This window comes from Curtobacterium sp. MCLR17_031 (genome assembly GCF_003234775.2).
GTDB classification, from domain to species: Bacteria; Actinomycetota; Actinomycetes; order Actinomycetales; family Microbacteriaceae; genus Curtobacterium; species Curtobacterium flaccumfaciens.
The window spans coordinates 3,563,461-3,581,330 of sequence record NZ_CP126270.1; the positions used below are offsets into that span (position 1 = coordinate 3,563,461).

Consider the following 17,870-nt stretch of genomic DNA (forward strand, 5'->3'; position numbering starts at 1 on the left):
GACACGGATGCCAGGGAGCGCGAACTGTCATCATAGTTCGCTCCGTGGCGCGCTGTCCAGTCCCGGCTTGACCGGATTCGGCAGTGGCGTGTATAAGCCGCCACACGCCGCTTCCATTCCCCTGCTCAGCCGGGTCCCTGCTCAGCCGGGTCCCTGCTCAGCCCAGGCGCTCGCGCTCGACGCGATCCGCGCCTCCCGGCAGTCCCGCCAGCGCACGGAACGCGTCCTCCGGGCGACGTGTGCGGACGAACGTCACCCGGCCCCGGTCGTCCGTGAGCTCGATCCCGAGCCCCGGCGTGAGGATGAGCGCACGCTCGCCACGACGGATCCGCAGGCCGACACCGCCGTAGGTGGCAGCGTCCGCCTCGACCAGGCGGACGTCGGTGATCCGCCGGCGCGGGATGCGCCGCGGCGGGAGCGGACGGAAGTGCAGGGTCACGTGCCGCTCGGTGACGGTGAACCCGGCCCGGGCGAGCAGGAGCAGCGCCCCGAGGATGACGGCGAGCAGGGCCGGCACCAGCAGGGCGACCTCCGGCGCGTCTCCGGGCCAGCCGAGCACGGCGGCGGACAGCCCGGCACCGCCGAGGAGCAGCGCCGTGCCGACGACCCGCATCCAGGTCGGTGCCGTCTCGCGGTCGGCGTGGAACGGCAGAGAGGCGCGGAACGGCAGGGCGGCGCTGGACGGATGGGCGGCACGGGACGGCCGGGAGGCCCGGATCACCCGGGTGGGCCGGGTCCCGGACCGGCGGGTGTCCGGGTCGGCGAGGCGTGCGGTGGGCACGCTCATGGTGTCGGCGGTCATGACGGAGGTCTCCTGCGGCGGATCAGCAGTGGTGCACTCGTCATCGGGTGCGGTGCGTTCGACGGCCAGCGCGCGCGGGTGGCCGGAGGGGTGGCGCGCAGCAGCACGCCGACGGCGCGCACGCTCGAGCGGTGGGGGCGCTCACGGGCACGTCGTGGTCACGGTGTCCGGGCGGACGCGTGGTGTGTGGGGCACACACGCATCGACGCTCTGGCGTCGTGACGACAGGCGTCAACGGTACGCAACGAGTCTTGGCGTCCGCTGGTGGTCCATGTGTACGCATTCACGTGGCCGTGGTGGCCGCAGTGGCCCGGGGACGACGGGGTGCTGCGGACGGTCAGCGCAGGACGCGGGCGACGGCCTCGGCGCGGGTCCGGACCCCGAGCTTCGCGAACACCTGGTTCACGTACGACTTCACGGTGGGTACCGTCAGGAACAGCTCGGCGGCGATCTGCGGGTTCGTCCGGCCGTCCGCGATCCGCTCGAGGACGTCCACCTCGCGCGGGGTGAGCTCCGGGAACCGCGCACCGAGCGACGGACCGGGATCGGGTGACGCAGGCGCAGCGGAACCAGCAGCGACACCGTCACCTGCACGTGCACCAGCACCACCGGCGAGGCGCGCCACCAGCCGCGCCCCCACGGTCGCGTCGAAGGTCGACTGCCCGGCGGCCACCGCACGCACCGCGGTCGCGATCTCCGCGCGCCCGGCGTCCTTCGTCAGGTAGCCGCGGGCCCCCGCTCGCAGCGCGGTGGTGATGGAGTCGTCGTCGGCGTAGGTCGTCAGCACCAGGACCGCGACCCCGGGGTGCTCGGCGACGATCCGCGCGGTGGCGGTCGGCCCGTCGACACCCGGCATCCGCAGGTCCATCAGGACGACGTCGGGCACGTGCCGGTCGACGGCGGCGATCGCCTCGGCACCGTCGGCAGCCTGCCCGACGACCTGCAGGTCGGGCACGAGCGACAGCACCGTCACCAGGCCGTCGCGGACGATGGCCTGGTCGTCGACCACGAGCACCCGGATGGTCACGAGCGGTCGTCCTCGGCGACCGGAGCCCGGACGTCGACGGGCAGGTGCATGGCGACGACGAACTCGTCGTCGGAACGCTCGGCCTCGACCGTGGCCTCGCTGCCGAGTTCCGCGAACCGCTCGCGCATCCCGAGCAACCCCTGCCCGCCGCTCGGCAGCGGGTTGGCCACGACGACGTCCACGGCGTCGCCGTCCCGGATCACCGACAGGGACACGGGGCGGCCGGGAGCGTGCCTGCGGGCGTTGCTGAGGGCCTCCCGGACGACCTGGACCACGGCGGCACGGAGGGCGTCGTCGAGGACCGCGAGGGTCGCGTCACCCTGCACGACGACCTCGCCGCCGAACGAACGGTGCGCGTCGAGCAGGGCCGTCAGGCCCGACGCGTGGTCGGCGGACGGACTGGAGGCCCGGGTCGGCTCGGGCTGGTCGGGCTGCGGTTCGTCGCGGAGCGCGTGCACCGCACGCCGCGCCTCGGCCAGGCCGTCCGCGGCCAGCGCGCGGGCCTCGCCGGCTCGGCGGGTTGCCTCGTCGACGCGGCCGGCCTCGAGCAGGGCCTCGACCGCGTCGAGCTGCAGGACCAGGCCGCCGAGCGAGTGGGCGAGGACGTCGTGGATGTCCCGGGATGCCCGCGAACGGTCGGCGAGGAGCCGTGCGCGCTGCTGCTGCCGCTCGGTCTCGCGAGCCTGCGCCGTCGTGATCCGGACCTGCCGACGACTGAAGCCGACGAGCACGCCGAGCAGCAGCCCGCCGCTCACGCCCAGGACGAACTGCACCGACGTCTGCTCGAGCGTGGCGGTGACGGCGACCACCACGACGGCGGCGAGCGCGGCGACCGCGGCCGTCCAGACCGGCAGACGCAGGTCTGCGCCGAGGATGACGAGCCCGACGATCACCGGGACCACCAGCAGCGAGTCGGTCGGCACCACGGTGAGCGATCCGGCGGCGATCATCACGCCGGCTGCGGCGACGAGGAGGCGGGGCGTGCGTGCCCCTTCGCGGACGGCCCAGGCGGCGAGCGCCACGGCCCCGACGGCCCAGACCCACGCGGGGTGGTGGAGCAGGAGGCCGTTCCGCACGAACCAGAAGGCGACCACGGCGATCCCGACGGCGTTGAGTCCCCAGGAGAGCACCGAGGCGGACCGGACCCCGGCGGGGTCGGTCCGGTCCGGGTCGGTCGGCAGGCTCACCGGACCATCATGCCGCGGCGGGCGGCCGCCGACCGGTCGCCGCCGCGGGGGATGCGCTGGTCGACGACCAGGGCACGGGCGGCACGGTTCAGGGCGAGCACGAGCAGGATCGTGCCGGTCGACGTGAGCAGGTGCGCTCCGAGGTGGCCGCCGAGGACGTCGAGCCCGATGCGGGCGGCGATCAGGACGATCCAGAGCGCGGCGCCGAGAGAACCGGTGCGGGACTGCAGGGTGCGGCCCTTCGCGTCCGGCGTCGTGACGGTGCGGAACCGGGTCATGGCCCCCATTGCCAGGCCGACGCCGACGGTGAGCAGGGCCTCGAGGCCGAGGAACACGACGTCGGTGGTGGTGACGGTCGCCGTGGTCTGTGCGAGGACGACCACGCCGACGATCGCCATGACGAGCGGTCCGCGCCAGATGCGCGCCGGGTCGAGGGACCGCCAGGTCGCCTGCCGGTACGCCAAGAAGGCGACGAGGGCGAGCCCGATGAGCACGTTCGCGAGGAGCTGGACCGACATGGTGTGCCTTTCGAGGTGGTCCGGCGGAGTGTTCCGACCGGTGACATCAGCCTCGTTCCTGGTGCCCCGCGGGCACACCAACCAGGGGTGGGGACGCGGGTGGTGATCGCGGTGGTGTTCCATTGACGGCATGGCTGATGCGTTCGACGGGTTCCGGATCGGTGCGGGGTACTCGGTGGTGGAGCCGGACCGGCACCGACCGGGGTCCTTCACCCTGGTGGTGGACGGCACCCCGCAGTCGCACGTGGACCTCGAGGACCCGACCCACCTGGCGTTCGAGTACATCCAGCGGATCGGGCACGCGATCGACCTGCTGCCGGACGGCCCGATCACGGCACTGCACCTGGGCGCCGGCGCCCTCACCCTGCCCCGCTACGTCGCGGTGACCCGTCCGGGTTCGCGGCAGCAGGTGATCGAGCTCGAGCGCGACCTGGTCGAGCACGTGCGCGAGGCCCTGCCGTTCCCCCGCGGTGCCTCGATCCGGGTGCGGTACGGCGACGCCCGGGAGGTCCTCGGCAAGCTGCCCGCCGGACTCCGCGGCACGGTGGACCTGGCGGTGGTGGACGTCTTCGGTGGTTCGCAGATCCCCGCCCACGTGACGAGCGTCGAGTTCTACCGCGAGGTCGCCGCGTTCCTGTCGCCGACGGGCATCGTCGCGGTGAACGTGGCCGACGGCGCCGGGTTGGCCTTCGCCCGCGGGCAGGCGTCGACGCTGCAGTCGGTGCTGCCGTCGGTCGCCGCGGTCGCGGACACCGGCATGCTCAAGGGCCGGCGGTTCGGGAACATCGTGCTGCTCGGGTCGCCGACCGACCTGCCGGTGGCGGACATGCCGAGGCGGTACTCGTCCGACCCGATGCCGGCGAAGGTCGTGCACGGTGCGGAGCTCAAGGCGTTCATCGCCGGGGCGCCGATCGTCACCGACCAGACGGCGGTCGCGTCGCCGGAGCCGAACCGGAGCGTGTTCGGGGGCTGATGCCCGCACGGCACCCCCGGGGAAGGACTTCGGACACTCGGTGGGTCCGGCTGTCAGGATGGTCTGAACGACCGCGCAGGTGCGCGACCGAGCGATGGGAACCCTGATGACGAACGACGACCGGAACGACCAGGACCGGACGGGCGACGGCCAGGCGCCGCGCTGGGGCGACGCCCCGCAGCAGCAGCCCGACGCCGAGGCCCCGCGGTACGGCGAGCGGGTGGACCCGGCGCCGACCTCGACCCCGCAGTACGGCGAGCAGTACGGGCAGGGCCAGCAGCAGTACGGGCAGCATTCCGGGCAGGGTCAGCAGTACGGCCAGCCGAACGGCGAGCAGCAGTACGGCCAGCCGTCGAGCACGCCGAGCTGGAACGACCAGCAGCGCCACGACCAGCACCACGACCAGCAGCCGTACGCCGCCGCGCCCGCGCACGCCGGTGCCCCGGCCTGGCAGAGCCACGACGAGCCGAAGCCCAAGAAGAAGACCCTCGGTGTCGTGGCGTTCTTCCTCGGACTCGCCGCGCTCGTCATCGGCGTCATCGGCGGGTACGTGATGGGGTCGGCGCTCGCCAACAGCGACGCGATCAACAACCTCGTACCGAGCAGCGGTGCGACCCCGGACCAGCAGGAGCTGCAGCGTCAGCTCATGAACGACCCGGCCGTCATCTCGCAGATCGGTGTCGGTGCGGTGATCGCCGGCGTCGCCGCGATCCTCGGGCTCTGGGCGCTCGTGCAGGGCATCATCGCCGCCGTGACCAAGCGTGGTCGCGGCTGGGGCATCTTCGCGATCATCCTGGCCGTCGTGGCCACGATCGCGACGCTGGTCACCTACGTCGGCGTGGCCGCTGCCGCCGCGGTGGCCGCCAACTCCTGATCGACCACTCCGAACGGCCCGTCGTACTCCGGCACGGCGGGCCGTTCGCCGTCCACGGGGGCACGCGCGCACGGCCGCACCCGCGCAACCTGAGCGCGTCGCAACGACCGCTCCCGGGAGACCGCGGCTACCCTCGAACCGATGTCCCTCCCGCCCGACGACCGCCAGCAGCCCGACCTGTCCGACCGTTCCCGTGAACCGCGCCACGCGGCTCCCGTGACGGCCGGAGTCAGCCCGGGCAGCACCTTCGCGCCCATCAGCCTGCGACCCGCGGTCGACGTCGACGCCGTGCACCAGCGGCTCCGTGACCTCGGCCAGAGCCGCAGCACCGACGCCCTCGCCGAACGGGCCGAACTCCTCCGCCTGCTCGGTCGTCTGGACGAGTCGCTCGTCATCGCCGAAGAGGTGTTCCGCCTCGCGATGTTCACCGGGGAGCGCCAGGACAAGGTCGCCGCGCGGATCCGTCGTGCGCACGTCCTGCACGACCTCGGGCGGCACGACCGCGCCGCCACCGAGGCCGCCATGGCCCGCGACACCGCCGCCACCGAGGAGTGGCCCGAACTCGAGGGCGCCGCAGCCGAGATCGAGGGCTGGTCGCTGTTCGAGAACGACCGCTTCGACGAGGCCCGCGCCGCACTGTCGCGGGCGTACCAGGCCTTCCGGCAGGCGGGGGCGCCGTCCGAGCGCACCGACGCGCTGCGCACCGCGGTCGAGGCCGCCATGCGGGCCTCGATCACGAACCCGGCGGAACCGTCCGACAAGCCACGGACAGCCCGCGAGGTCGCCGCCCGCCGTGCCGAGGACGAGGAACCCACCACCCGCGTCGCCGAGCCGGTGAAGCAGGTCCCGCCGATCCGCCGCCGCGTGCTCGGTGCGCCCGACGCCGCACGGACCGAGGCCGACGACATCTGGGGCCGGATCGCGGCCCGGGCAGCGAAGAAGGGCCAGGCCGACCCTCGCGCCGAGCAGTGACCGCGCTCGAGACCGTCCGGCTCCGCGCCGAAGCGCTCATCGCCGAGCACCTCGGTGCCGGCACGTGGGCGTTCGGCTTCGACCACGCCAAGACCCGCGCCGGGCAGTGCGACTTCGCGCGAAAGCGGATCACGGTGAGCCGTCACCTGGCCACCCGGTTCTCCGACGACGACGTCGAGCAGGTCCTGCTGCACGAGGTCGCGCACGCCCTCGCCGGCGCCCGGGCGGCACACGGACCGAAGTGGAAGCGCACGGCCGCGGCGATCGGGTACACCGGCTCCCGGCTGCACGACGGGCCGATCGCCAGCGAGCTCGCCCCCTGGATCGGCACCTGCCCCGCCGGGCACGAGCACTTCCGGTACCGCACGCCCACCCGTCCCCTGGCCTGCGCCCGCTGTTCCCGGCGGTTCGACGCCCGGAACGTCATCACCTGGCGGCGCCGCACCGCGGACGACGACGCGGCCACGATGGCGTCGACTACCGCATGAGGCTCCCGACGCACGGAGGCGCGCCGGTAACCCGTTAGCCTGGGCGGATGCACACGGGGCAGCACATCCGCACGGACGCCGGTTCCTCCTGGTTCTTCGACGCCGGACGGATCGCGCTCGACTTCGCGCACACGGGTGGCTTCGCCGACGACCCCAGCGGGCGCCGACCGCGGTCGCAGCTCGGGGAGCTGCTCGCGAGCCCGGCCGACCTGGACGAGTGGCTCAGCGAGCACACCGAGCCGATCGACGTCGGTGCCAGTGCCCGCGAGCTGCAGGACGCCCGGGCCCTGCGTGCCGCGATCGCCCGGCTCGCCGTGGCCGCCGCCCCCGCGCCGGCGAGCACCGCCGCGGAACGCACCGCCGTGGCGGCGGGCCTGCGTGCCGGGGCCGGCCGCACGCGCCCCGCGCCCGACGACATCGACACCGTCAACCTGTTCGCCGCCCTGCCGGACGTGCCCCCGAGCCTCCCGGGTGGCCGACGCCGTGCCGGAGCCAACCGGGTCCGCCTGGCGCAGGCCCTGTCGAGCGTGGCGCGCGACGCCGTCGCGCTCTTCACCGAGGTCGGCTTCGACGACGTCGAGGCCGACGGCCGGCCGACGCGGCTGAGCCGGTGCTCGGCCGAGGACTGCGGCCTGGTGTTCTACGACTCGTCGCGCGGTGGGACCCGACGCTGGTGCTCGATGCAGCGGTGCGGCAACCGGGCGAAGGTCCGGGCGCACCGCGCCCGCCGCGCCGCGGAGTGACCACGCGCTGACACCTTCCTCTCGTCGTCCGGGAGGGGTGAGTCGCGACCAGCCACCGGCCAGGAGGCGCGGGGCGGGGCCGCCACGGGCCTCCCGTCCGCCTTCCGCGAGCGGTCACGACACCCAGCTCACCTCCGCCGAGCGGTCACCAACCGTCGGCTGGCGGCCTCCCAGCCGACAGGTCGTGACCACCCGAAACACGCACGCGCGAGCGGCGACCGGCGAGCACCACGACCCGACGAAGAAAAAGATTCGGCACGCCGAATTCTCTGGCAGGATCGGTGCATGACCGACACTGCCAGCCCCCGGCTCGACGAGCACCCATCCGGTGCCCCGCGTCGCCGTGCAGCCGGGCTCACCCTGCTCGGACCGGCCTTCGTCGCGGCCATCGCGTACGTCGACCCGGGCAACGTCGCCGCCAACCTGACCGCCGGCGCCGAGTACGGGTACCTGCTGCTCTGGGTGCTCGTGGCCGCGAACGCCAGCGCCGTGGTGGTGCAGTACCTGTCCGCCAAGCTCGGGGTGGTGACGGGCAAGTCGCTGCCCGAGCACCTCGGCCTGCGGATGCGGCGCACCCCGCGCCTGCTGTTCTGGGGCCAGGCCGAGATCGTCGCCGCCGCGACCGACATCGCCGAGGTCATCGGCGGCGCGCTGGCGCTCTACCTGCTCTTCGGCCTGCCGCTCGTGGTCGGCGGGATCATCACCGGGCTCGTCTCGATGCTCCTGCTGACCCTGCACAGCCACCGGGGCACGCGCCTGTTCGAGACCGTGGTGACGGCGATGCTCGCGATCCTGACGGTGGGCTTCTGTGCCGGGCTGCTGTTCGCCCGGGTGTCCCCGGCCGACCTGGTCGCCGGGCTCGTGCCGCGGTTCGAGGGCTCCGGGTCGGTGCTGCTGGCGGCCTCGATGCTCGGCGCGACCGTGATGCCGCACGCGGTGTACCTGCACTCGGCGCTCGCCCGGGACCGCCACGGGGACGTCCCCGCCGGGCCGGAGCGTCGCCGGGTGCTCGTCGCGACCCGGTGGGACGTCGGCCTCGCGCTGATCGTCGCGGGCGGGGTGAACATCGCGATGCTCGTCCTCGCGGCAGCCACCCTGCCGGGTGTCGAGGGCACCGACTCCATCCCCGGTGCGCAGCGCGCCATCGCCGAGAACGTCGGCCCGGTCGTCGGGGTGCTCTTCGCCGTGGGCCTGCTCGCGTCCGGCCTGGCCTCGACCTCGGTGGGCTGCATGGCCGGCGCGGAGATCATGCAGGGCCTGCTGCACGTGCGGATCCCGCTCGTGGCCCGGCGCGCGATCACCCTGGTGCCGGCGATCGTGCTGCTCGCGCTGAACATCGACGCGACGATGCTGCTCGTCGTCAGCCAGGTGGTGCTGAGCTTCGGGATCGCCTTCGCGATCGTGCCCCTGGTGGTCTACACCTCGCGACGGAGCGTGATGGGGACCGACGTGAACGCCGCGACCACCCGCGTGGTGGCGTGGGTGATCGCGGCGGTCATCGTGGCGCTCAACGTCGCGCTGGTCGTGCTCACCCTGACCGGCTGAGTCGCAGCCGGTCAGGGTGACGGGCGGTCGTCACTCGACGACCTGGACGTCCTTCCAGAACGCGACGTAGCCCGAGTAGTCCTTGCCGACGCGGTCGAACGACGACGGGATCGGCGTCGGGTACGACCACGCGCGGTCCTGCAGCGCCTGTCCGTCGACGTTCACCGTGAAGTACTGGGTGTCGCCCTTCCACGGGCAGTGGTACTGGGTGGGGCTCTCGGTGAAGAGCTCGGTCTTCACGCTCGACGGCGGGAAGTACCAGTTGCCCTCGATCTTGATGAGGTCCTCTTCGGGGGCCTCCGCGATCACCGTGTCGCCGACGACTGCCTTCATGGCGTTGCTCCTTCGCTCGCTGGTTCCGTGACGGGGCGAACGCTACGCGCGCTCCCCCGATTCCCGCAGGACGGGCAGGTCGGGGCCTGCGGCGAGCGCCGCGTGCACGTCGTCACGGCTCAGGACGGCGGCGCCCTCGGACGCGCTGACCAGGTGCCGCACGGCACGGCGCAGCCCCGTGTACGCCGCGCAGGCCGCAGCGGCTTCGGGTGAGGTGTGGTCGATGCCGACCTCGGTGAGCGCGTCGACGACGGCTCCGGCGGCGAGCAGGTCCTCGACGGCGAAGTCGGGTGCGTCGGCGACGTCGACGGACTCCCCCGCCGCCTCGGCCGCGTCGTCGAGGGCTGCGGTGTGGTGCAGCCCGGCGGCCACGATCGCGACGACGCACCGGTCACCGCGTGCGGCCTGGAGGCCCGTCACCCGTTCCGCGACCGCCGCCGCGTTGCCGAGGTGGCCGAGCACGACCTCCGGACCCTGCGGCAGTTGGGCGGTCACGTTCCGCAGCGCGCGCCGCTGTGCTGCGGCGTCGGGGGTCGGCGGCAGGGCGTCGACCCAGACGAGCAGGTGGGTGCCGTGGGCGATCCGTGCCGCACCTCCGGGACCCCACGCGAACCGGACCTGGTACTTCTCCTGGGTGCGTTCTGCCACGTCCGTCACGATAGCCGTCCGAGCGATGCTGTCCCTCTCCACAGGGTCGCTGTCCGACCGGGTTCCACCAGGGTCGGCGACCCTAGGATGCATGGTCATGGAGATCGCCCCCGTACCCACCCTGACCGGCGACCGTGTGACGCTCGAGCCCCTCGGGCAGGAGCACGCGGAAGACCTGCGGGCGGCGGTCGCGGACGGCGATCTGTGGCGCACCTGGTACACCTCCGTGCCCGCCCCGGCACAGGTCGAGGCCGAGATCGACCGGCGGCTCGCCGAGCACGAGGCCGGCCGCATGGTGCCCTTCGCCGTGCGGGACCGCCCGACCGGCCGGGTGGTGGGTGCGACGACCTTCATGAACATCGACCCGGGCAACCGCCACGTCGAGATCGGCAGCACGTTCCTGGCCCGGTCCGCGCAGCGCTCGGGGATCAACACCGAGTCGAAGCTGCTCATGCTGTCGCACGCGTTCGAGGCGTGGCAGTGCATCGCGGTCGAGTTCCGCACCCACTGGCACAACCTGCAGTCCCGGGCGGCCATCGCGGGCCTCGGCGCCAAGCAGGACGGCGTCCTCCGGAACCACGCGATCGGCCGTGACGGCACCCTGCGCGACACCGTGGTGTTCTCGGTGATCGCGTCGGAGTGGCCGGCCGTCCGGCTCGGACTGGCCGAGCGGCTCCGCCGGCACGACCGCGCCGAGGGGTCCCGCCGCCGGTCGGCCCGGCACGCCTGAGTCGTCCCCGCTGCGTTGTTCCGCCTGCGTCGTCTCGCACCGCCACGGCGCACCGTCCAGCCCGCGGGCGTAGCGTCACCGCCATGCACGTCGGCCTCCGGATCGTCCTCGACGCGCCGGTCGAGGCCGTGCGCGATGCCCTGCTGTCCCCGTCCGTGATGGTGGCGGTGACGAAGCCGTTCCTGGCGTACCGCTCGCGCGATCCCCAGGGGTTCCCGGAGCGCTGGGAGCCGGGGCACCCGCACCCGATCACCGCGGACGCCTTCGGGCTGGTGCCGAGCGGCGACACGCACGTCGACCTCGACCTGTACGAGGTCCAGGGGGTCCCCGTGCAGCGCGACAACGGCGGCGGCACGTCCGGGTTGTTCGGGCGGATGACGATGTCGCACCGGATGGCCGTCGTCCCCGCACCGGGTGGCCGGACCCTGCTGCTCGACCGCCTGACCTACCGGATGCGACCGGCCGTCCTCGGGCTCGCCCTGTGGCCCGGCATGTGGGTCATCTGGCAGTGGCGGGCGTTCCGGATGCGCGCCCTCGCGCCCACCTGGCGGACCGACGGCGAGTGACGCGACGCGGGTCGGGCCTCCCGTCCACCGCGGAGCGGGCGTAGCCTCGTCCACGTGAGCCAGACGCGCCCCCAGGAGCCGACGACCGACGACCGCGTGCGCAGCACGCTGGCGACGACGGATTGGCGGCGGATGATGTTCGACCTGTACCGCCGCGTCCGCGCCACCCCCGACCCCCAGACGGCGCACGCACTCTGGCGCGAGACCCGTGACGCGATGTTCGCGGAGCACCCGGCCTCGCCGCTGCTCGACGAGGACGCCCGCGACTTCGAGTCCCTGCCGGTGCCGGACTACGACCCGGCGTGGCGGTTCCAGGTGCGCATCGAGGCCACCGAGCCCGCCGAGTTCGACTTCGAGACCGGCACCGACGGTGTCGTCCACTTCGACCGCCTCGGCCTCGTGCGGGTCCCCGGAGTCGGCACGCTCGACGTCTGGAAGCACGGCGGCTACGCGGGCGGGGTGTTCGTCCCCGTCAAGGACTCCAGCGCCGGCAAGGCCCGCGGCACGTACGGTGGCGGACGCTACCTGCTCGACACCATCAAGGGCGCGGACCTGGGCGGCGACGACCTCGGGTCGCTCGTGCTCGACTTCAACTTCGCCTACAACCCGTCGTGCGCGTACGACCCGGCGTGGGCGTGCCCGCTCGCGCCTCCGGGCAACACCGTGCCGGTCCCGATCCCCGTCGGCGAGCAGTACGACTTCTAGGGTGGAACGCATGACAGGACTCGTCGCCCTCGACGTCGGTGGCCGCGTGCCGCCGTTCGAGCAGGTCCGATCGCAGATCGCCGCGCAGATCACCGCCGGGTACCTGGTGGACGGTGAACGGCTGCCGAGCGTGCGTGGGCTGGCGGACGAGCTCGGGCTCGCCGCGGGCACTGTCGCGAAGGCCTACCAGCTGCTCGAGGAGGCCGGGCTCGTGCACACCGCGCGGGGCGCCGGTACCCGGGTGGTGCGACCAGCGGCGGTGCCGGACGCCGTGGCCGAGGCCGCTCGTGCCCTGGCCGCCGCGGCACGCTCGGCGGGGCTGTCAACGGACCAGGCCGCGACCGCGTTGCGGGAGGCCTGGCCGGCGTAGCGGGCGCGGGTGGTGCGAGCGCTCAGCAGTGCTCGTACACGTACGCGTCGTCCTTCGGGGTCACCAGGTCGCGGTCGCGCAGGATCGTCATGGCCGGACGGCTCTTCAGCCCGCACACCGACCTCCACGAGCGCTCGAGGGTGTCCGAGTACTCCACGTCGATGACCCGCCCGCCGTAGGCCTTCGTGTACGCGGCGCACTCCCGGTACTGCACGCACTCCTCGGCGACGACGAAGTCGAACCCGGTCTGCTTCCGGCCGGACGCCCCGAGCTGCGGCGTGTTCTTCTGCCCGACGGCCAGGCCGTGCCGGTGCCCCTTGGCGACGAGCGACTTCGCGAGCGCCAGGTTGCCGGCACGGGTGAGCCGCTTGCCGCTCCGGGTCCACGAGTCGAGGTTGTCGAACTCCACCGCGTCGAACCCGCGGTCACCGCAGCGGGCGACGGTCTTCGCGAGCACCTTCGTGATCAGGGCACGCTTGGCCGCGGTCCGGGTGTCGAGGAGCATCTCGTCCGGCCACCCCGGGTCCGAGACCGGCTTGCCCGCACGGTCGCGGAGGATCGCCGACGGGTACGACTTCTTCCACGTGCGGGCGGCCTCGGGCTGCGTCTGGAACCCGTTGACGTAGCAGATGTTGTACTTGCCCTTCGCCGGGCGGTCGGTGCTGTCGCGCTCGACGATCGTCACGCCGGAGGGCGGGGTGTACCCGCCGCCGAGCTGGTAGTCCACGCGACCCGAGGTCGGCAGGTTGCGGTAGCTCGCGGCCGCGCTGGTCGTGGCGGCCTCGGCGCAGCCGGCCGTGCCGAGGACGGCCACCAGGGCCATCGCGGTGGTCAACAGGACGGATCGCATGCGCACCCCGGAATCCTCGCACGCGCAGGGCGAACGACCCCGCCCTCGCTGTTCCGGGGATGTGCACGCTATGCTGGTCGTACTCGAGGCGCCGATCGCCTCGTGCGTCGTACGGACGCCCCGAACTCCCGACCACCTGTCTCCGGACTCTGGTCGATGATCGAGCACCTCACGAAGGTGCCCAGGCTTCTCTGCTGCGGCGACTGCGCCAGCCACATCCGTTGGCGCGCATCCCGCCCGCGCGCTGCCTCAGAGCGCGCCCACAGCCGGACTGCTCCGGCTCGAAAGGTCACCATGACCACCGAAGACATCCGTTTCTCCGACCTCGGCGTCCCCGCGCCGATGGTCTCCGTCCTCGCCGATCAGGGCAAGGACATGGCGTTCCCCATCCAGGCGGACACCCTCCCGGACTCCCTGCAGGGCAAGGACGTCCTCGGCCGCGGCCGCACCGGCTCCGGCAAGACCATCGCCTTCGCGATCCCGCTCGTCGCCCGCCTCGCCGCCAGCGGCCGCAAGCGCCGCGCCGGCCGCCCCCGCGCCCTGGTGCTCGCACCGACGCGTGAGCTCGCGACGCAGATCGACGTCGCCCTCGCCCCGCTCGCCAAGGCCATGGGCCTCAACACCACGACCATCTTCGGTGGCGTCGGTCAGGGTCGTCAGGTCGACGCCCTGCGCGGCGGCGTCGACGTCGTGGTCGCCTGCCCGGGTCGCCTCGCCGACCTGATGCAGCAGGGTCACGTGAACCTGGGCGACATCGAGGTCACCGTCCTCGACGAGGCCGACCACATGGCCGACATGGGCTTCCTGCCCGGCGTGACCAAGATCATGCAGGCGACGCCCGAGAACGGGCAGCGACTGCTGTTCTCCGCCACGCTCGACAACGGCGTGGACAAGCTCGTCAAGAAGTTCCTGCACAACCCGGTGATGCACTCCGTCGACGAGGCGAACAGCCCCGTCGAGGCGATGACCCACCACCTGTTCGAGGTCGCCGACGCCGACGCGAAGAAGCACCTCGTGAGCGCCCTCGCCTCGGGCAACGGTCGCCGCATCCTCTTCATGCGCACGAAGCACCACGCCAAGCGCCTCGCCAAGCAGCTCAGCAGCCAGGGGATCCCGGCCGTCGACCTGCAGGGCAACCTGTCGCAGGGTGCCCGTGAGCGCAACCTCGCGAAGTTCTCCTCCGGTGAGGCCCTCGTGCTCGTCGCCACCGACGTCGCCGCCCGCGGAGTGCACGTCGACAACGTCGAGCTCGTCGTGCACGTCGACCCGCCCACCGAGCACAAGGCGTACCTGCACCGCTCGGGCCGCACGGCGCGTGCCGGTTCGTCCGGTGACGTCGTCACGGTGACGATGCCCGCCGAGCGTCGCGACGTCGCGCAGATGATGCGTGCAGCCGCGATCAAGGTCACGCCGCAGCACGTCACCTCGACCTCCGCCGCGGTCACCGCGCTCGTCGGCGAGGTCGCCCCGATCCGCCACGTGGCCGAGGAACAGCCCACCCAGCAGCGTCAGCCCAAGCAGCGCTCGGCCGAGTCCGCCGGTGACGGCGGCGGTCGTCGCCGTGGTCGCGGCGGTCGGTCGGGAGGCGCGGCGCAGCCCGCGCGCTCCGGCTCGGCTGGCGAGTCCGCCGGTTCGACCGGGGGCCGTCAGGGCCGTCCGGCCCGTGGCGCACGTTCCGAGGGCGCCGGGCGCTCCGGTGCCGCAGCCGCCGGTTCGACCGGTGGTCGCCGCAGCGGCGGCAACCGCCGCTCGGGCAGCAGCGACGTCGTGCGCGGCGGCTCGTCGGCCGTCTGGTCGTCCGAGGGCGGCTACGCCGCGGGTCGGTCCGGCAACGAGTCGGGCGGCAACCGCCGTGGTGGCTCGCGCCGCGCCTCCCGTCCGGCCGGCGCTGCCGACCGCCACTGACCCACGCGCTTGACCCGCGCGGTCTGACCCAGTCGGGCTGAGCCGGTCGGTGCACGCAAGACACCGGCGTCCACGTTCCGAACCCCCGCATCCCGGGGTGTGATGCGTGAACACCGGTGTTCTGCGTCCGGGCACGGGCGAACCTTGGTGGCGGCTGGGGGTGGGGTACTCCATCGGGCGTACGGTCTGCTTCACCGGATGCCGCGCAAGCGGCTGACGGGGAACACGTCCGCTTCTGGAAGGAGTGCCTATGGCTGGCATCGATGACATCAAGAACGCCGCTGAGAAGGCGGCAGGCAAGGTCAAGGAAGCCGTCGGGAACGCGACCGACAACGACCGCCTGAAGGCCGAAGGCCAGACCGACCAGGGCAAGGCCTCGGCGAAGCAGGGCGTCACCGACGTCAAGGACGCCGCGCACGGCGTCGCCGACAGCTTCAAGGACGACAAGCACTGAAGCCGGTTCGCAACCGCGCTGCGAAGCCCCCGGATCCGATCGGATCCGGGGGCTTCGTCGTGCGCGGGCTGCGTCGTGCGCAGGGCGTGGACGCCCCGGTCGGGCTAGTGCAGGGCGCCGACCGATGCCAGACCAGCCCGCAGCAGTGCGCCGCGGCCGCCTTCCATCTCGTCGGCGACGGCGTCGGACGCGGCTTCCATCGGGGTCATCCACGTGAGCTCGAGGGCGTCCTGCCGCGGCTCGCACGTCCCCGTGACGGGGACGACGTACGCCAGCGAGATCGCGTGCTGCCGCTCGTCGGTGTACACCGAGGCGCCGGGCAGCGGGAAGTACTCGGCCACGGTGAACGGCGTCGGGCTCGAGGGCAGCTGCGGGAACGCCATCGGCCCGAGGTCCTTCTCGAGGTGGCGGAACAGCGCGGTGCGGATCGACTCGCCGAACATCACGCGACCGGACACCAGGGTGCGGGCGATCGAACCGCTCGGGGAGACCCGCAGCAGCACGCCGACCTCGGTCACGACGCCGAGGCCGTCGGTGCGGACGGGGACCGCCTCGACGTAGCAGATCGGCAGACGACGGCGGACGTTCGCGAGCTCCTCGTCGGACAGCCAGCCGGAGTCGGGATCGGGGGTGCGCAGCGAGGACATGCACCGTGTCTACCAGGGACGGCGGCGAGTTCGGCGGAAGGCGCGGGAGTTGGGGATGGTTAGCGTTGTCCACATGATCGATGCGGACCTGGTGCAGTGGACCCGGAGTACCTCCGACCGGCGGGGCACACCGCTGCTCGTGGCGATGCACGGGGTTGGCTCGAACGAGCACGACCTGCTCGGCCTCGCCCCCGCGCTGCCGCCCGCGTGGACGGTCGCGTCGCTCCGGGCGACGATGCCGTGGGGGCCCGGCTTCAGCTGGTACCCGCTCGGCACGCCCGGCTCCCCCGCGCCCGAGGCGGTGGACGCCGCGACCGTCGAGGTGCTCGACTGGATCGACTCCGTCGCCGCCGACCACCCGCGGATCGGGCTGCTCGGGTTCTCGCAGGGCGGCTCGATGGCGCTCCAGCTGCTGCGCGCCCGGCCCGCGGCGTTCGCGTTCGCGGTGTCGCTGTCGGGGTTCGTCGTGCCGGGTGTCACGGACTCGCGCGACGAGGCCGTGTCGGCCGTGCGGCCGCGGGTGTTCCTGGGGCACGGCGACCTCGACCCGGTGATCCCGCCCGAGGCCACCGCCCGGACGCAGGCGTGGGCCGCAGCGCACACCGACGTGACCGACCGGACGTACGAGGGGCTGCCGCACGCGGTGTCGACGGCCGAGCTGTCGGACGTCGCGGCGTTCATCGACGCGTCGTAGGCGCGCTTCGTGAGCAGGAATGGTCGGGTCCGACGTGCGGACCCGACCATTTCTGCTCACGATGTGCGGGGGTCGGCCCCGGCGACGACGGACAGGAGGCCCGGTGCCAGCTGGCACCGGGCCTCCTGTCCGTCAGTCGGCGAGGATCTGGAGCAGGTCCTTGCGGAGCTGGTCCACCTTGGCCGTGGCGGCCTTGGCCTGTTCCTCGGTCGCGGTGCTGCGGTACATCTGCAGGACGCCCATGGTCTTCCGGAGCGCCTCGAAGAACTCGCGCTGGGCGTCCGGGATGCCCGGGGCCCCGTCGAGTGCCGCAGCGATCTCGTCGGTCTTGGCCTCGGTCTCGGCCTTGCCGGCGTCGGTGAGCTCGAAGAGCGTCTTGCGGCCGTCGCCCGACGAGACCACGAGGTCCTCGTCGACGAGCTGCTGGAGCGTCGGGTAGACCGAGCCGGGGCTCGGCTTCCAGGCGCCGCCGGTGCGCTCGGCGATGGTCTTGATCACGGCGTACCCGTTCTGCGGGCCCTCGGCCAGCAGGCCGAGGATCGCGAGACGGACGTCTCCGCGGCGACGGCGTTCACGGCCGAAGCCGGGGCCGCCGAAACCGGGGCCGAAGCCCATGCCCGGGCCGAAGCCGGGGCCGAACCCGCGACCACCGAAGCCGCGGCCGCCGTGGTCGTGGTCACCGCGGTCACGGCCGGGGAAGCCGGCGCCGTGGTGCTGCCGCGCGCCGCCGAAGCGGGGGCCGCGCGGGCCGAACCCGCGCTGGTCGCGGGGGGACGTGTTGCTGTTGTCGTCATACGAGGGGCGCATGAGGAGTCCTTTCGTCGTGCTGAGTCGGCTCG

General features: G+C 73.2%; 21 protein-coding genes and 1 pseudogene. 13 read left to right on the top strand and 9 right to left on the bottom strand.

The window, feature by feature from the left end; translation table 11 throughout:
* Nucleotides 1–157: 157 nt before the first annotated feature.
* The 4 genes from DEI96_RS16855 to DEI96_RS16870 form a co-directional block, all read right to left on the bottom strand.
* Nucleotides 158–802: a hypothetical protein gene (locus DEI96_RS16855; RefSeq protein WP_111023274.1), complete on the bottom strand. Its 645-nt coding sequence runs from the start codon at nt 800–802 to the stop codon at nt 158–160.
* Nucleotides 803–1,139: 337 nt separating this feature from the next.
* Nucleotides 1,140–1,829: a response regulator transcription factor gene (locus DEI96_RS16860; RefSeq protein WP_111023273.1), complete on the bottom strand. Its 690-nt coding sequence runs from the start codon at nt 1,827–1,829 to the stop codon at nt 1,140–1,142.
* On the bottom strand, nt 1,826–3,016 hold the full coding sequence (locus tag DEI96_RS16865) for a sensor histidine kinase (protein ID WP_111023272.1): 1,191 nt from the start codon (nt 3,014–3,016) through the stop codon (nt 1,826–1,828). Before DEI96_RS16865 ends, DEI96_RS16860 begins: the two co-directional genes overlap by 4 nt.
* Complete coding sequence (locus DEI96_RS16870; RefSeq protein WP_111023271.1) at nt 3,013–3,534, bottom strand: hypothetical protein; 522 nt, start codon at nt 3,532–3,534, stop codon at nt 3,013–3,015. The genes DEI96_RS16865 and DEI96_RS16870 overlap by 4 nt, the downstream gene beginning before the upstream one ends.
* Nucleotides 3,535–3,664: 130 nt before the next feature.
* On the opposite strand from DEI96_RS16870, the gene DEI96_RS16875 reads away from it, so the two are divergent.
* The 6 genes from DEI96_RS16875 (at nt 3,665) to DEI96_RS16900 (ending at nt 9,129) form a co-directional block, all read left to right on the top strand.
* Nucleotides 3,665–4,507: a spermidine synthase gene (locus DEI96_RS16875; protein ID WP_111023270.1), complete on the top strand. Its 843-nt coding sequence runs from the start codon at nt 3,665–3,667 to the stop codon at nt 4,505–4,507.
* Between the two features lie 106 nt (nt 4,508–4,613).
* Nucleotides 4,614–5,381 carry a YhjD/YihY/BrkB family envelope integrity protein gene (locus DEI96_RS16880; protein WP_146246907.1) on the top strand — a complete coding sequence of 256 codons (768 nt, stop codon included), beginning with the start codon at nt 4,614–4,616 and terminating at the stop codon, nt 5,379–5,381.
* A 141-nt stretch (nt 5,382–5,522) separates the two neighbouring features.
* Nucleotides 5,523–6,353, top strand: coding sequence for a hypothetical protein (locus tag DEI96_RS16885; RefSeq protein ID WP_071406181.1), 831 nt, complete (start codon nt 5,523–5,525; stop codon nt 6,351–6,353).
* Complete coding sequence (locus DEI96_RS16890) at nt 6,350–6,841, top strand: SprT-like domain-containing protein (RefSeq protein ID WP_111023268.1); 492 nt, start codon at nt 6,350–6,352, stop codon at nt 6,839–6,841. Before DEI96_RS16885 ends, DEI96_RS16890 begins: the two co-directional genes overlap by 4 nt.
* A gap of 47 nt (nt 6,842–6,888) precedes the next feature.
* Nucleotides 6,889–7,584 (top strand): CGNR zinc finger domain-containing protein, encoded by a 696-nt coding sequence (locus DEI96_RS16895; RefSeq protein WP_111023267.1) that lies wholly within the window; start codon nt 6,889–6,891, stop codon nt 7,582–7,584.
* Nucleotides 7,585–7,869: 285 nt separating this feature from the next.
* Nucleotides 7,870–9,129 carry an Nramp family divalent metal transporter gene (locus DEI96_RS16900; protein ID WP_111023266.1) on the top strand — a complete coding sequence of 420 codons (1,260 nt, stop codon included), beginning with the start codon at nt 7,870–7,872 and terminating at the stop codon, nt 9,127–9,129.
* 30 nt (nt 9,130–9,159) lie between these two features.
* On the opposite strand, the pseudogene DEI96_RS16905 reads toward DEI96_RS16900, so the two are convergent.
* Nucleotides 9,160–9,468, bottom strand: a pseudogene (locus DEI96_RS16905) (DUF427 domain-containing protein); the annotation flags it as partial.
* A 36-nt stretch (nt 9,469–9,504) separates the two neighbouring features.
* Nucleotides 9,505–10,110, bottom strand: coding sequence for a hypothetical protein (locus tag DEI96_RS16910; protein ID WP_239001361.1), 606 nt, complete (start codon nt 10,108–10,110; stop codon nt 9,505–9,507).
* Nucleotides 10,111–10,201: 91 nt separating this feature from the next.
* Here DEI96_RS16910 and DEI96_RS16915 point away from each other — a divergent pair, with 91 nt between their 5' ends.
* From DEI96_RS16915 to DEI96_RS16930, 4 genes are all read left to right on the top strand, one after another.
* Nucleotides 10,202–10,840: a GNAT family N-acetyltransferase gene (locus tag DEI96_RS16915; RefSeq protein ID WP_111023265.1), complete on the top strand. Its 639-nt coding sequence runs from the start codon at nt 10,202–10,204 to the stop codon at nt 10,838–10,840.
* Between the two features lie 83 nt (nt 10,841–10,923).
* Entirely contained in the window at nt 10,924–11,406 is a 483-nt protein-coding gene (locus tag DEI96_RS16920; RefSeq protein ID WP_111023264.1) for a hypothetical protein, read from the top strand.
* Between the two features lie 132 nt (nt 11,407–11,538).
* Nucleotides 11,539–12,111, top strand: coding sequence for a DUF1684 domain-containing protein (locus tag DEI96_RS16925; protein ID WP_111023315.1), 573 nt, complete (start codon nt 11,539–11,541; stop codon nt 12,109–12,111).
* Between the two features lie 10 nt (nt 12,112–12,121).
* Complete coding sequence (locus DEI96_RS16930; RefSeq protein WP_258372812.1) at nt 12,122–12,481, top strand: GntR family transcriptional regulator; 360 nt, start codon at nt 12,122–12,124, stop codon at nt 12,479–12,481.
* A 22-nt stretch (nt 12,482–12,503) separates the two neighbouring features.
* On the opposite strand, the gene DEI96_RS16935 is transcribed toward DEI96_RS16930, so the two are convergent.
* The gene (locus DEI96_RS16935; RefSeq protein WP_258372818.1) at nt 12,504–13,331 is read right to left on the bottom strand and encodes an endo alpha-1,4 polygalactosaminidase; all 828 of its coding nucleotides are present in this window, start codon (nt 13,329–13,331) and stop codon (nt 12,504–12,506) included.
* A gap of 294 nt (nt 13,332–13,625) precedes the next feature.
* Here DEI96_RS16935 and DEI96_RS16940 point away from each other — a divergent pair, with 294 nt between their 5' ends.
* Both DEI96_RS16940 and DEI96_RS16945 read left to right on the top strand, forming a co-directional pair.
* Nucleotides 13,626–15,236 (top strand): DEAD/DEAH box helicase, encoded by a 1,611-nt coding sequence (locus DEI96_RS16940; RefSeq protein WP_111023261.1) that lies wholly within the window; start codon nt 13,626–13,628, stop codon nt 15,234–15,236.
* 250 nt (nt 15,237–15,486) lie between these two features.
* Nucleotides 15,487–15,690, top strand: coding sequence for a CsbD family protein (locus DEI96_RS16945; protein ID WP_111023260.1), 204 nt, complete (start codon nt 15,487–15,489; stop codon nt 15,688–15,690).
* Between the two features lie 104 nt (nt 15,691–15,794).
* Here DEI96_RS16945 and DEI96_RS16950 read toward each other — a convergent pair whose 3' ends face one another.
* A complete protein-coding gene (locus DEI96_RS16950) occupies nt 15,795–16,337 on the bottom strand; it encodes an NUDIX hydrolase family protein (RefSeq protein ID WP_071406188.1) in 543 nt (180 codons plus the stop codon).
* 73 nt (nt 16,338–16,410) lie between these two features.
* Here DEI96_RS16950 and DEI96_RS16955 point away from each other — a divergent pair, with 73 nt between their 5' ends.
* Entirely contained in the window at nt 16,411–17,031 is a 621-nt protein-coding gene (locus DEI96_RS16955; protein WP_111023259.1) for an alpha/beta hydrolase, read from the top strand.
* Nucleotides 17,032–17,163: 132 nt separating this feature from the next.
* Here DEI96_RS16955 and DEI96_RS16960 read toward each other — a convergent pair whose 3' ends face one another.
* On the bottom strand, nt 17,164–17,838 hold the full coding sequence (locus DEI96_RS16960; RefSeq protein WP_111023258.1) for a PadR family transcriptional regulator: 675 nt from the start codon (nt 17,836–17,838) through the stop codon (nt 17,164–17,166).
* Nucleotides 17,839–17,870 lie beyond the last annotated feature (32 nt).